We start from the raw sequence: 14,633 nt of genomic DNA, 5'->3' as shown, positions 1-14,633 counted from the left end.
CCGTAAGCATTACCGGAATTAAAAAGGAAAGACCGGAATTACCGGAATCGATTGTTAACCAGCGGCTTATCATGAGCTATTTTCGTTTTCGCAATCGGTTGAAGTGCTCCCTTGCTAAGAGCCCTACCGTACAGAACTGATTGCTCGGGGTATTGAAAGTGTTTACTGTTAACCGGTTTTGGGAAACGTTTACCGGCTTTCACAACCAATACCCAACCCTTTCCCAAACGCGTAAGAAGCGCTTCTTACCGCACTTAAATCCCTGCGCCGGAAGGTTTTCAACCGGCTGCAGCATTTCTAAAATTTTAAAAATTAAAATTATGACGGAGTTCATATTAGCATTCCTGTTGTCATTATTATCGCATCAACCGAACCCGGTACGGACAACTGCAAACAGTGGTATATATATAAGCACACAGGGCGTCCTGAGCGATACAACTGATACGGGTGGAGAAAAAGGACATATTCCTCCACCACCCCTGCCCTGATAACTGATGTTGGCAAAACAGATAAGGCAAGCATTCTACTTGCCTTATTTTTTTTAATTTTAGGTGAAATAACTGTTTTGACACAATTTCACTACTCCTTTTTACTGCTCTTTAGTATAGGATGCTTTTTCGGATGTAAACAGCCGCGCAAAGTTGCTCCGGCTGTAACATCACCAGATTATATAAAAGGCGTTTCTTTATTTAATGTGAATAACGATTCTGCATTTTATTATTTTAACAAGGTTCTTGCCGGATCCAGAGACAGTCTGCAGGTAGCAAAGGCTTATACTTATATGGCAATTATCCAATCGGATGCAGGAGATCATTTTGGCAGCCAGGAAAGCCTGTTGCAGTCATTGAAGCTCCTGAATGAAAAAAGAGAAAGGGATCAAGGACTTCTTGTATCCAATTACAATGAATTAGGATATACCAGCGCTGATCTGAATAACCAGAGCGCCGCAATTGGTTATTATGACCTGGCTTTAAAGTTTGCCAGGGACGATAGTTTTAAAGTAGTTATCTTAAATAATAAAGCACTGGCCTACCAGAAAAAAAAACAATATGATCAGGCACTAATGATCTTTCGTTCCGCTATTGATAAAAGCACACACTATAAAAAAGAATATGCGCGAATCTTATCAAATATCGCTAATACTAAATGGCTGAAAGACACTAATTACAATGCAACTGCCGAGTTATTAATGGCTTTGCAGATTCGAGAAAATGAAAAAGACGGCCGGGGTCTAAATGCAAGCTATGCACACCTGTCCAATTATTATACCCACACCCACAGTGATTCAGCACTGATCTACGCAGGTAAGATGTATGCGCTGGCCCAACAGCGTAGCAGCCCGGATGACGAATTGGAAGCGTTGCAAAAACTGATTACCTTAAGTCCTCCAGAAGCCATAAAAAAATACTTTATCCGTTATTGGCATTTAAACGACAGCTTACAAACCAGCCGGAATAATGCCAAAAATCAATTTGCGCTTATTCGTTATGAAGCTGCTAAAACCAAAGCGGATAACCTTGCCCTGCAAAAAGACAATACCGAAAAAAAGATCCAGATCCTGGTTCAAAGAGGGGTGCTTTCGGGCACTATCGTCTTTACTATTCTTATTTTCTTTTGGTACAGGAGACGGAAACAACGCATGATCCGCAATCAACAATTAAAAACATCCCAGAAAGTGCACGATGAAGTAGCTAATGGTATTTACCGGATCATGTCGGAAATAGAGCACACTGAATTTTTACAAAAAGAGCCGTTGCTTGATAAGCTGGACGTTGTATATGAGCGCTCACGTAATATATCTTATGAGCCTTCTGAAAACATTCACCCGGATTTTCAGCAATCCATTACCGAATTGCTGGAATCATTCGCCAGTGAAACCACCCGCGTCCTGATAGTAGGTAACGCTAAAGAAATATGGAACGGCTTGCCACCAAAAACAAAAACAGAATTAGAACATATTTTTCAGGAATTAATGATCAATATGAAAAGACATAGTGCTGCCGAAAATGTAGTAGTAAAATTTGAGCGGTCAACCAATCTGATAAAGATCAACTACTCCGATGACGGTGCAGGCCTTCCTCCTGATTTCCATTATGGAAATGGTCTCAACAGTACGGAAAACCGTATGAAAGTGATCAAAGGCAGGATTATTTTTGACAAGACAACGACAGAAGGATTGAAAATTCAATTATATATTCCAATCGTTTAAATCAAAATGATCAACAAAGTACTCATAGCCGAAGACCACGAAAGTGCCAATATTTCTGTACAAAAAACGTTGGAAGAGCTCCGAATCGCGCCCCCTGATTATGTATACTATTGTGATGACGCACTGCTTAAGATACAAAAAGCCAAACAGGCAGCAGCTTCTTATGACCTGCTTATTACCGACCTTTATTTTGAAAAAGATCACCGGGAGCAACACCTTCTTAATGGGAAAGCGCTTATTGCAGCAGCACGGGTTGTGCAGCCGGAACTAAAAATACTTGTGTTTTCTGCCGAAAGCAAACCAGCGATTATTGACGACTTGTTTCATAAGCTACATATTGACGGCTATGTACGCAAAGCCCGGGGTGACGCAAAAGAGCTTAAAACGGCTATTAATTATATCATCGGCAATCAGCGTTATTTTCCCAGAGCATTTGTTCAGCAAACCAAACAAAAAAATGCCCATGAGTTTTCTGAATTTGATCTAACGATTCTGTCTTTAATGATTGAAGGGAAACGGCAACAGGAAATATCGGATCACCTAAGAAAAAATAATATTCAGCCAGCCGGCTTAAGCAGCATTGAAAAACGCCTTAACTACATAAAAGAAGCTCTCAATTTTTCCACCAACGAACAACTGATCGCCCATTGTGTAAAAATGGGTATTGTGTAATTTCCTTTTTCCACATTCTCAAATTTTCAAATTACCATACCCGCCTGAAGGGCGTTCAGCCGGACGAACATTATCACATTATCACATTTGCACATTTTCACATTTACTAAATGCATTACGTTTCAGCAGAAGGATCAGGAAGCCCTCCCAAACCGGGTGTTCCCACTAAACGCCGTTCATGAATTCATAAGAAGCCCCTGCTGCGATTAATGTGCCTGGGCTACAGGGCTCAGCCGAATGCCATCCAGCCATAGCTTGGTGCCCGGTGCCACCGTACCAAAATAAAATGCTACCCTGTAGGTACCTTCGGACAATACCGGTTGCGCAACCCATTCAATTGTTTGTTTGGCTTTATTTGCCCGCACCACCTCGTCCATCAATTTCTTTCCCGGCTCCTTCACGTTTTCCAGCCTTGCATAAAACGAAACAGGATGGTTCGCCGCGGCGGTCACTGTAATTTTATATTGCTCGCCGGGGAGGGCCCGAAAGGGCCAGAAGAGTGCCATATCAGCAGGACGGCTTCCCGGTTTTTCAACAGCGATACGGGCTGATTTTTTGCCCGACAGCCGGCCCGTCGTATCAATATCGATCGAACCGGTTACCGGCGCTGTTATTTTTACATTCCATCCCCCCAGATTATCCTCAAACTCGCCGTTAACCTGTTTGCGGTAGGCCTGCATCCGGGCGCCATACTCCCTGGTATCAAAGGGGAATACACCTACCCTGTTCGCCCAGGCTTTCCAGAGGGCATACATCTTTTGAAGCCGGCCGGGGTCTTTTTTACTAAGGTCATACATTTCTGAAGGGTCTTCCTGCAGGTTATATAACTCCAGCGCAGCCGGATCAAATATATGATCCTGCTCCGTTTTTGCCACCAGCTTCCACTTTCCGTCCCTCACTGCTATATTGGCTTCGTGCTCCCAGAAAACAAGGCCACGATGATTGGGTTTGCCTTTGAAATTAGGCACCAGGCTTTTTCCCTCCAGCGGGTGTATTTTATGGCCCTTATATATTGTGGGGTATATTGCCCCGGTAACATCAGTACAGGTGGCCATAATATCGGTAATATGCCCATAGTCTCTTATAAAAGTATTGTTAAGGTTAGGGGCTATTCCCTTTGGCCAATGCACAATCAGCGGTGTAGCAATTCCTCCTTCATGGGTAAAATGTTTGTATTCCCTGAAAGGGGTGCTGCTCACATTGGCCCAGTTGATCCGGTAGCTTTCAAATGTGTTTTCCTGCCCGTTTACTTCTTTGCTTTTACCGCTGCTGATAAATTCTGCGCAGGCGCCATTATCGCTTAAAAACATGATAAGCGTATTGTCCAGTTCATTATTAGCCTTTAGTGTTTGTACAATGCGTCCGATGCCCTGGTCCATAATATCAACCTGGGCGGCATAGATTGCCATACGCATTGCCATCTCCTGCTGCTCGCCGGCGGACAGCGTATTCCAGGCAGGAACAGTACTATCGCGTGGAGACAACACCGTGTTTGCAGGAATTAGCCCCAATGCTACCTGCTTTGCAAACCTCCTGGCGCGGATACTGTCCCACCCGGCCTTATAGGCATTTTTGTATCTGTTGATTACACTATCCGGTGCATGCAGGGGCCAATGGGGCGCCGTATAGGCCACATACATAAAAAAAGGCTCGCCCTTTGCTTTTGTAAAATGCTCCTTCAGAAACTTAACGGATGTATCGCTGATGGCATTAGTTAAATAAAAACCTTTGGGCGCCTTATAGCGGGTGTTATTGCTATAAACAAACGGGGTATAATAATTAGCCCCGCCGGGTATAATGCCAAAATACCGGTCAAAACCCCGCTGGTGTGGCCAGTTATCTGTTACGGCGCCATCAATTTTTCGTTCGTTTGTTAAATGCCACTTCCCACTCATATACGTATGATAACCGCCGTTTTTTAATACTTCGGCTATAGTAACGCAATCATTATTAAGATTACCATGGTAAGCATAGGTACCCAGGTCGGCAGCCGCCATCCATCCCATACCGGTTTCATGCGGGTACAGGCCGGTCATTAGCGCTGCCCGGGAAGGGCAACAACGGGAAGCATTGTAAAATTGCTGGTAGCGGATGCCCTCCTTTGCCAGCCGGTCAATATGGGGTGTTTTTATTTCACCGCCATAACTTCCAAGATCCGAATACCCCATATCATCGGCTACTATTAAAATAATATTGGGTTTTTTATCCGCCATACAGGGCAGCACAAGGCTCAACATAAAAAAAATGGCAAGCGGCACACTTTTTATTAAGGAGCTATTTTTACGCGTGTTAACAGACCTCATGTTTTTGATACTATAATAACAAAATATTTGTCTACTAAAACAATAGGCGAATATAGAGTAATTCGGGCAATGTCAGCGCCGCTTAAAATTTTTCGAATTTACTTTTTTGTGCGTTATACTGCATAGCATCTGACCGTAATTTTAAAATTGTAGCCGTTCCTTTAAATCCAAAGCATACCAACCCCGATATGTTGTCGTGGAGAAGGTGCATATGCAAAAATATCCCCTTATTTGGCTTAGTAAAGAGATCAGATCATACAAATAAAAATCACTGCGAATGCAATAAGAGCAATTAAATATGGCAGGTTACAAACTATTTTGGCTTTCCTGAATTTAAGCGATACCAGTTTAGTGTAAAACCCAAAAACCTCTTTTGCTGAACTGTATTGTGCAGTGTCCGGTTCTTGTCCGAATGTTTTTAAAATCACGGGAACTAAAATAGTTACTATAAGAAATCTTTTCATAAAACAATACGTAAATGTAAAAGACTTGCCGGCTCTTTTCAAACGCCCCCCTACATTTATTATTTAATGTGGTTTTTAACTTTACCATGGCCAGGGGCACCTCCCTCTTCTCACTGCCTATTCTGCATTTCCACATTCCCCAATTTTCAAATTACCACATTTCTCCATTCTGCCTACCTTTGCACCCGTCCGAAAGGCGTTCAGCCGGACAAACATTATCACATTTTCATATTTGCACATTTTCACATTTATTAAATGCATTACGTTTCAGCAGAAGGATTAGGAAAGAGTTACGGGATACAACCCTTGTTTTCGGGCATTTCGTTTCATATTGAGGAAGGCGATAAAGTAGCCATTGTGGCGCGCAACGGTACGGGAAAATCCACGCTGCTAAAGATCCTTGCAGGAAAGGAAACGCCCGACGAGGGCAAACTCTGGATCCATAAAGATGTGGAAACCATTCTTTTTGAACAGGAACCGGATCTTAATGAAGCCCTTTCCGTTTCTGAAAACATTTTCTTTCATAATAACCCAACCGTGCAGGCGATCCGGGAATACGAACTGGCAAGCGAAAGCGAAAATGCCGATCGCATCAGTGCGGCGCTGGTAAAACTGGACGAGCTGAATGCCTGGGATTTTGATGCCAAGGTAAAACAGATCTTTGGCAAACTGAATATTCACCACCTGGATCAAAAAGTAAACACCCTTAGCGGCGGCCAGAAAAAACGGGTGGCGCTGGCCCGCACGTTGATCGATATTGGCTTTGAGCACAAACACGTGCTACTGATCATGGATGAGCCCACCAACCACCTGGACGTGGGTATGGTGGAATGGCTGGAACATTTTTTGGGAAAAGAAAATGTAACGCTGGTGCTGGTTACGCACGACCGGTATTTTTTAGACGCCGTATGCGATGAAATTTGGGAAATAGAAGGCGGCGAACTGTATGTGCATAAAGGTGATTATGAAAACTACCTGGAGCAAAAAGCGCAGCGCATGGAAAACATGAATGCCACTATTGACAAGGCGCGGAATCTTTACCGCAGGGAGCTGGAGTGGATGCGCAAACAACCCAAGGCACGCACCACCAAGTCCAAAAGCCGGGAAGATAATTTTTACAATATTGAAAAAGTGGCCAAGCAACAGGTGACGGACGACCAGGTGCAGTTGCAAATGAAGATGAACCGGCTGGGCGGCAAGGTGGTGGAGCTAAAAAAGGTATACAAATCATTTGGGGCAAAAAAAATACTGGACGGATTCGACTATACGTTTAAGAAAGGAGAACGTGTAGGCGTTATTGGCAAGAACGGCGCGGGCAAATCGACCTTTATCAATATTTTACAGGGCATGGAACAGGCCGATAGCGGCAAGATCAATGTGGGCGACACCATCGTATTTGGCAATTACTCCCAGCAGGGGCTGGTGGTAAAAGAAGACATGCGCGTGATCGAATTTGTAAAAAATATTGCCGAAAATTTTCCGCTGGCAAAGGGCGGTACGCTAAGCGCCGCACAATTTTTACAGCTATTCCTTTTTGATCCCGATAAACAATATACCTACATCAGCAAACTGAGCGGCGGTGAAAAAAGGCGGCTCCATTTGCTTTCCATATTATTCCGCAACCCCAATTTCCTGATCCTGGATGAGCCCACCAACGACCTGGATCTGCCTACGCTTTCTGTGCTGGAAAACTTCTTAAGCGAATACCCCGGCTGTTTACTAATTGTATCGCACGATCGCTATTTTATGGACCGCCTCGTGGATCACTTATTTGTTTTTGAAGGCGATGGTGTTATAAAAGATTTTCCCGGGAACTATACCCAGTATCGCCTGCAGGAAAAAACGAGTAACACCGCTGCTGCTCCAAAAGAAAATATAAGCGCCGGGGCAGCTACTCCGGCTCCCAAAGCCATTTCTAAAAAAGTATCTTTTAAAGAGAAAAGGGAATATGAATTATTAGAAAAAGAAATTGAGGCGCTCACCAAAGAAAAGGAGGCGGTCACCCTGCAACTGGGGGAGGGAACGCTGGGTTTTGAAGAGCTGGAACAACTATCGCGCCGCATCGGTGAAATAACGGCACTGTTGGACGAAAAAGAAATGCGCTGGCTGGAGCTAAGCGAAATGATGGAATAATTATTTTTTCTTCTTTAAGGAAATCCGGATTCTTTTTACAAAATCAACAGAAACCCCGGCGGCACTCGCAGCTTGCTCGTCAGTAAAATCATGCTTGCTGATGAGATTCTTAACTACCTCATGACTTTTCTGCTCCGCGCCCTTTTCTACACCTTTTTCGGCTGCTGTTTTCAGCACAGCATACTCGGTCCATTTGTCTAAAATATCTTTTTGATATAACATGTATTCCTCCTCTTTTAAGCTCGCCACCTCAGCAATTCTAAAGAGCTTCTGAAATATTCTCTTATGCAAAATTACAAACAAAAACAAACCCGGCCCGGCAAACTTTTATTCGTTCGATCCGGACCGGGTTTTATAATAAATGCAGGGGCTTGCTTACAATGCCCAGGCTTTATCCCCTTTCTTATAGGGATAAGCTCCGTCAAATTTACCGGGCGTTTCCATATAACGCAAAGCCTGTGTGGCCCCGGGTTTGGACGTGAAATAGCCCCAAAGCGTTAATTGTTTCATCATAGCAAAATAATGCGGGGGATAGCTTTCCTTTAAATGAGAGGCGCCAAAGTTCTTTTTAGCTTCTTCTGCTTTTACCCAGTCATCCTGTTGCTTATCAAACGCTTCTTTTTTCTTTTTGTAGTCATCGGATTTCGCCAGATCTTTTGCTTCTTTATCCAGCGCGGTAAGGAATTCGGTTCTTTCCGCCGGCGTCAGACTAACAAAATCTTTTTTGTATTTGGCATTGCAGGCGTCCTTAAATTTATCGATGCCTTCACCAAAGGCCTTTTGCTGATTTTCAGTATAGCAATCATTCACGATCGTTTTCATAAAATTACCGATCTGGGCTGCTTTAGCGCCGGGCGAATCCGGCGTGGTGGGAATGATCGTTTCTCCTATTTCATCAAGCATAGCGATGTCTTCTGCGGAGAATGCGGCCGTCTTTGCCGGCGTTGTTTTACAACCCGATAAAAAAACTTCGGCGCCGATAATGGTTCCGCCCAATAAAATACTTACACGTGATAAAGCTTCTCTTCTGTTCATTGTTTGTATTTTAAACAGACCTGCCAGCTTTAAAAACCTGACAGATCTTATTTTATTAAAGATTTTGTTTTTTCAATTCGCTTACCGCATGATCTACCGCGCGGGCGGTAAAGGCCATGTAGGTTAATGAAGGGTTCACGCAGTTGGCAGAAACCATGAAGGAACCGTCTGTTACAAACACGTTAGGCGCATCCCAAACCTGGTTAAATTTATTTAACACGGAGGTTTTAGGGTCGGCTCCCATACGGGCGGTACCCATTTCATGAATACCCCGGCCAATAGTGCCATCCCCTTCTCTTCCTTTAACATCTTTGGCGCCAAATTTTTCCAGCATCTCGATCGCGTCGTTCTTCATATCCACCCGCATCTTGCGTTCGTTATCCTTCCACTCCGAATCAATGGCTAACACATTCAGGCCCCATTTATCTTTTTTAGTTTTATCAAGTGTTACCGTATTTTCATGATAAGGAAGAATTTCACCAAAACCGCCAATGCCGATACTCCAGCTTCCTGGTTCGGTAAGCGCTTCTTTTAAACCAACGCCAATGCTCAGCTCCTCAGCAGAAGCATTGCCCCTGCCTCTTCCACCACCGCCCTGGTAACCAAATCCGCGTATATAATCGCGTTTTTCTCCGTTCAGGTTGCGGAAACGCGGAATATAAATACCGTTGGCACGACGCCCATACGTATATTTATCTTCATACCCTTCCACACGTCCGGAAGCGCCCACCCCAAGGTGATGGTCCATCAGGTTGTGGCCCAGCTCACCACTGGAGCTTCCCAATCCGCCCGGCCATATATCGGTAGCTGAATTCATCAACACCCAGGCGCTGTTTAATGTAGAAGCATTCAGGAAAATGATCTTTGCGTTGTAGGTATAGGTCTTATTGTCTGTAGCATCCAGCACTTCCACACCAGTAGCACGTTTTTTATCCTTATCGTACAAGATCTTTGTAACAATGCTCATCGGCCTCAGGGTAAGGTTGCCTGTTTTCATAGCCGCAGGCAATGTTGAGGACTGGGTGCTGAAGTAGGCGCCAAAAGGACAACCCAGCCAGCATTTGTTACGGTACTGGCAATTGGTCCGTCCCGGAAGCGGTTGTGTAATATTGGCCGTACGACCGATAATTACAGGACGCTGCCCCTTGTACAGATCTTTTATTTTAGAAGCAAAATCTTTTTCTACAACGGTCATTTCCATGGGTGGCATGAACTGCCCATCGGGCAATACCGCCAAGCCATCCCTGTTACCGCTGATGCCCGCAAATTTTTCCACGTAATCGTACCAGGGTGCAATTTCGTTATAACGCACGGGCCAGTCTATGGCAATACCGTCTTTTGCGTTAGCTCCAAAATCCAGATCAGACCAGCGGTAGCTCTGGCGGCCCCATAACAGGGAACGTCCGCCCACATGGTAGCCCCGGAACCAGTCAAAGCGCTTTATTTCCGTATAAGGCGATTCTTTTTCATCCACCCACCAATCCAGGTTTGTTTCATTCAGGGGGTAATCACGATTCAACACCGGGTGATCTTTGATCATCGCCTGCGTTTTACTTCCGCGGTGCGGAAACTCCCAGGGGGCCTTGCCCGCATTCACATAGTCCTTCACATGCTCAATATTCTTTCCCCGCTCGAGCATAATAACTTTTAATCCTTTCTCGGTCAGCTCTTTTGCAGCCCAACCGCCGGAAATACCACTACCAATAACAATAGCGTCGTAAGTATTTTCTGCCATTAAATTGTTTTTAAAAATTTCACAAAATCGTTAGTATCTGTCAACAATCATAAAAACCGTTATAAAAATATTGCTTTAAATCCAATTCACCATTATTTTTTTTACAATCTCATGAACAATATTGTGTATTAAATACATACCACCTTTTTTTGAATTTTTTCTAACAGATCCGCTTTTTGAAGTAATTATTCAGAATAATTTATCTTTGCGGTATGCTTTTTTCTTCAGCACAACCCTTCACAAAGACAGCTCCTGAAGTTGCTACATTAACAGAGGTAGCTCCTTCGTGGCAGCTTATTGTGTGGAATGACGAGGTCAATACATTTGATTGGGTTATTGAAACACTGATAGAGGTATGCGGGCATACCTATGAGCAGGCCGAGCAATGTTCTTTATTCATTCATTATAAAGGGAAATATGGCGTTAAAGAAGGAATGTATGAAGACCTGGAACCGATGTGCAACGCTATTCTTGACAGGGGCATTGCAGCAACCCTTGAGGAGCTGGTAACCTGACAGCAAACTTATCCCAAATGGCTGTTTTTGCCCTTTCTGATCGTCTTTATTTTCCACCTACGCATCTTGCTGAACCCGACGGGTTGCTAGCAATCGGAGGCGATTTAAGCCCGGAACGGATCTTGCTGGCTTATTCAAAAGGTATTTTTCCCTGGTATGATACGCCGCCGGTGCTTTGGTGGAGCCCCGATCCAAGGTTTGTGTTATTTCCTGAAGAATATAAAACGAGCAAGACCATCAGATCGCTCCTCAACAAAAACAGCTTTCAATTTACCGTGAATACCGCTTTTGAAAAGGTGATCCGTCACTGCCAGCAGGTAAAGCGTCCCGGCCAGGACGGCACCTGGATCACCGAGGGAGTTATTCGGTCCTATACCGAGTTGCACGAAATGGGCTATGCCCACAGCGCAGAAGTATGGCAGGAGAAGGAATTAGTTGGCGGCCTGTATGGCATACGCACGGGCGCTGTATTTTGCGGGGAGAGCATGTTTAGCCTGGTGAACAATGCCTCCCGGTATGCCTTTACAAAATATATTATGCAGTTGAAAACGGAAAACGTGCAATTGATCGACTGCCAGGTACATTCTGCCTACCTGGAAAGTATGGGGGCACGGATGATTACGAGGGAAGCATTTGAACGATATCTACCCGTGAACAGTCAATAGTCAATGGTCAATAGTGCATGCTGCGCAAAATGCTGAATGCTTAACGCACAACGCTAAATGCGCGCTCCGAACTAGGTCATCGTCGGAAGTCCAGAATCTGGCTTCCCACATTAAGCATTAAGCGTTCAGCCTAAAAACGCGTTCCTATATAATGCGGCAGCATCGCACGCCAGGTCGGCCAGTCGTGCTTATAGTCTTCTCCCCAGTTGTCAAATTCATAATAAATTCCTTTATCGTAGAGGATCTTGGCAAATTCTCCCCCTGCCCGGGGATCTTCATATGCTCCGGCCCCGGTGAGAATGTGTATATGGGGACTTTTACGTATCTCTTCTAAAATATCATGATCCGTCAAATTGGGCATATAATGCCGGGGGCTGTTAAAATAAACAGTGTCGTTCATAAACCCGTCCGTGTAATAGGTCAGATCGTAAACGCCGCTCATCGCGATAACGCCACTTAAAAGATCAGGGCGTTTCAAAAACAGGTTCATGCTGTGCAGGGCGCCAAAGGATGCTCCGCTTATAAAAACAGGCGTATCTGCTCCCGATTCATTTTTTATATACGGCAATACTTCATGATAGATATAGGCATTCCATTGTTCATGCCGTTGCGCTTTATCCCAGTTATTCATTTCTTTGTTCAGCCAGCTTTCATTATTTACGCTATCCACAGAATAGATCTTCAGTTTACCGGCATTAATAAACGGGGCCAGCGAGTCGATCAACTGGAAGCGCTCGTATTCCAGGAAATCGGCTCCTGCGGTGGGCACCAAAAGAAATACGGAGCCATAATCTCCATAAGAAACAATCGGCATTTCTTTTTGCAGGGAAGGACTGTACCAGGAAAAAATATCTTTCTTCATGAATGTCGTTTTTAATTCTACTACCAAAATAACCAATTAAACTTGTTCCGGAATAATTACTTTTTGCCTTTTGTAACACCGTCCCAGCTATCAGTTCTGAAAGGCGATGCCGGAAGCCCATCGTTGTTTACGAGGTTCGCCTCCGGATTATCGGCCCAGGCATAGCGCACTGCAACAGGGGCCTTAACACTGGCGGACCGCACTACAACAGTATTTCCTTTAATTGTCGCATCGGCCCAGTAAAATTTTTTATCGGAACCGGCAAGGGCAAAACCTTTTAATGACCCGTCTTTTGCGCTCATCCCTTTTGCATGTGTAAAGGACAGGGTAACTGCACCGCCGCTTATTTGCTGCGATTGATACACCGGACCGGAATATTCGTTTTTCTGTCCGTACACTTTATTCAATGCGATCAGCGCCAGGCGCCTGCCCACCTCTTGTTTGTTTTTGGGATGAATATCATCGGCGGCGCCAATATCGATAATCGTTGCCATCCCCGTATGGGGGAGCCGCGTGGTCATCAGTTGCGCCTCCCGCAGTTCCGCCCAGTCGGATGCAGCCGGCAGGGATGCACGCTTCCTGTAATTGGCCAGTTGTACAAAATAAAAAGGGAAATCACCGGAAGGGAATCTTTTCCTCCAGTCTTCAATCAGTGCAGGAAACAACTCCCGGTACTGCCCGGCCCTTCCGGCATTGGATTCTCCCTGGTACCAGATAACGCCTTTTATAGCAAACCGGGTGATGGGGTGGATCATCGCATTGTACAATACACCGGGGCGGTCGGGGTTTTGCGGACTTTCCGGCGCCGGGGGCAGGTCTTTGAAGGTAAAGGATATTTTGTAGATCCAATTTCCCGAAAGATCGATTTGCTGCCCTGCTGTCGTTCCCAGGAACATTTGTTTCGCATCTCCATACAGGCCTCCCCCGCCACCGTTATCCATAACCCTTACAGTAATGTAATTATCGCCTTTTTTTGCCAGGCTGGCTGGCACTTTATAAACCCGGTCATGATCATAACCTATGGTTGCCCCCACCTGCACGCCGTTAAAATAAGTAATATCGTCATCATCAATCGTACTTAAACTCAGGGCAAGGTCCTTATCATTCCAGGATCCGGGTATTGTTACTTTTTTACGAAACCACACCACTCCATCCAGATCCGGGTATCCTTTATTTTCCCATAAGCCCGGCAACTGCATGGTTTGCCAGCCGCTGGTATCCAGGTCCATGGCGGCCCAAACAGGTTTGCCCGACACCAATCCCTTATCGGCCTGATTTTTTTTCTGACCCCATTGCTTCATTTGCTCATCGTACGAAGCCTTGTCCAGCTCGGGAGTGGTCCTTACTTTTTTGGCTGCTGCCGCAAAATCCGGAAGCGTTTGTAAGGTTTCAAAACTCGTCCATGCTTCAGCAATCGTACCGCCCCAGGAACTATGGATTAAACCAACAGGGATCTTCGTTTTTTCATAAATTTCCCGGGCAAAAAAATAGGCCGCAGCAGAAAATTCAGCTATCGTTTGCGGAGTACAAATATCCCAGCCGTTGTTTCTTACTGCAAGATCTTTTGCCGGCGTATTGCTGGTTACGTGTAAGGCTTGCAACAGTCTTATAGCGGGGTAGTTGGCAGCCGCGATCTCCTGCTGGTAATTCATTACTTTACCCCAGCCGGCCAACGGCATTTCCATATTTGACTGACCGGAGCAGAGCCACACATCACCGATCAGCACATTTTCTAACTTAATCGTATTTTCCTCCGCAACGCTGATGCTGAAGGGGCCGCCATACCCTGGAGTGCTCACTTTCAAACTCCAGTTGCCACCGGCATCGGCTTTTGCCCAATAGGTTTTTTTATTCCAGGAGGTTTGCACCGTAACTGTTTTTCCTGCTGTTGCCGTGCCCCAGATAGCCGCATTGGTTTGCCGTTGCAATACCATATTATTACTAAACAGCGCCGGTAATTTTACCATTGCATCAGCGCACAGCGTCACAAAAAACAATAAAAACAACAACAAGGGCTGTAGTACTATTTTTGGCATCATA

Annotated in this window: 12 protein-coding genes; 6 read left to right on the top strand and 6 right to left on the bottom strand. The window is 45.0% G+C overall.

Annotated features, from left to right (window positions below; all coding sequences use genetic code 11):
- Positions 1 to 320: 320 nt before the first annotated feature.
- From NIASO_RS20115 to NIASO_RS01160, 3 genes are all read left to right on the top strand, one after another.
- On the top strand, positions 321 to 488 hold the full coding sequence (locus tag NIASO_RS20115) for a hypothetical protein (RefSeq protein ID WP_008582113.1): 168 nt from the start codon (positions 321 to 323) through the stop codon (positions 486 to 488).
- Between the two features lie 206 nt (positions 489 to 694).
- A complete protein-coding gene (locus tag NIASO_RS01165; protein ID WP_245605210.1) occupies positions 695 to 2,209 on the top strand; it encodes a tetratricopeptide repeat-containing sensor histidine kinase in 1,515 nt (504 codons plus the stop codon).
- A 6-nt stretch (positions 2,210 to 2,215) separates the two neighbouring features.
- Positions 2,216 to 2,881 (top strand): response regulator, encoded by a 666-nt coding sequence (locus NIASO_RS01160; protein WP_008582117.1) that lies wholly within the window; start codon positions 2,216 to 2,218, stop codon positions 2,879 to 2,881.
- A 206-nt stretch (positions 2,882 to 3,087) separates the two neighbouring features.
- On the opposite strand, the gene NIASO_RS01155 is transcribed toward NIASO_RS01160, so the two are convergent.
- Positions 3,088 to 5,184: an arylsulfatase gene (locus NIASO_RS01155; RefSeq protein ID WP_008582119.1), complete on the bottom strand. Its 2,097-nt coding sequence runs from the start codon at positions 5,182 to 5,184 to the stop codon at positions 3,088 to 3,090.
- Positions 5,185 to 5,903: 719 nt separating this feature from the next.
- Between NIASO_RS01155 and NIASO_RS01145 the strand changes: the two genes are divergently transcribed.
- A complete protein-coding gene (locus tag NIASO_RS01145; protein ID WP_008582123.1) occupies positions 5,904 to 7,781 on the top strand; it encodes an ABC-F family ATP-binding cassette domain-containing protein in 1,878 nt (625 codons plus the stop codon).
- Here the strand turns inward: NIASO_RS01145 and NIASO_RS01140 are convergent, their stop codons facing one another.
- From NIASO_RS01140 to NIASO_RS01130, 3 genes are all read right to left on the bottom strand, one after another.
- Positions 7,782 to 8,072 (bottom strand): hypothetical protein, encoded by a 291-nt coding sequence (locus tag NIASO_RS01140; RefSeq protein ID WP_025298595.1) that lies wholly within the window; start codon positions 8,070 to 8,072, stop codon positions 7,782 to 7,784. It lies immediately after the preceding gene.
- Positions 8,073 to 8,156: 84 nt separating this feature from the next.
- Complete coding sequence (locus NIASO_RS01135; protein WP_008582126.1) at positions 8,157 to 8,816, bottom strand: gluconate 2-dehydrogenase subunit 3 family protein; 660 nt, start codon at positions 8,814 to 8,816, stop codon at positions 8,157 to 8,159.
- 55 nt (positions 8,817 to 8,871) lie between these two features.
- Complete coding sequence (locus tag NIASO_RS01130) at positions 8,872 to 10,551, bottom strand: GMC oxidoreductase (RefSeq protein ID WP_008582129.1); 1,680 nt, start codon at positions 10,549 to 10,551, stop codon at positions 8,872 to 8,874.
- Positions 10,552 to 10,763: 212 nt separating this feature from the next.
- Between NIASO_RS01130 and NIASO_RS01125 the strand changes: the two genes are divergently transcribed.
- Positions 10,764 to 11,066: an ATP-dependent Clp protease adaptor ClpS gene (locus tag NIASO_RS01125; protein ID WP_008582131.1), complete on the top strand. Its 303-nt coding sequence runs from the start codon at positions 10,764 to 10,766 to the stop codon at positions 11,064 to 11,066.
- Positions 11,067 to 11,083: 17 nt separating this feature from the next.
- Positions 11,084 to 11,731, top strand: coding sequence for a leucyl/phenylalanyl-tRNA--protein transferase (aat, locus tag NIASO_RS01120; RefSeq protein WP_008582133.1), 648 nt, complete (start codon positions 11,084 to 11,086; stop codon positions 11,729 to 11,731).
- Positions 11,732 to 11,861: 130 nt separating this feature from the next.
- Here aat and NIASO_RS01115 read toward each other — a convergent pair whose 3' ends face one another.
- Positions 11,862 to 12,593, bottom strand: a complete 732-nt coding sequence (locus NIASO_RS01115) for an esterase family protein (protein ID WP_008582135.1) — start codon at positions 12,591 to 12,593, stop codon at positions 11,862 to 11,864.
- A gap of 56 nt (positions 12,594 to 12,649) precedes the next feature.
- A complete protein-coding gene (locus tag NIASO_RS01110) occupies positions 12,650 to 14,632 on the bottom strand; it encodes a sialate O-acetylesterase (RefSeq protein WP_008582137.1) in 1,983 nt (660 codons plus the stop codon).
- Position 14,633: the final 1 nt, after the last annotated feature.

The sequence above is a fragment of the Niabella soli DSM 19437 genome (genome assembly GCF_000243115.2).
In the GTDB taxonomy this organism is placed as follows: Bacteria; Bacteroidota; Bacteroidia; order Chitinophagales; family Chitinophagaceae; genus Niabella; species Niabella soli.
Note: the sequence above shows the minus strand (reverse complement) of the source record. Positions and strands in the feature narration are given on the sequence as shown.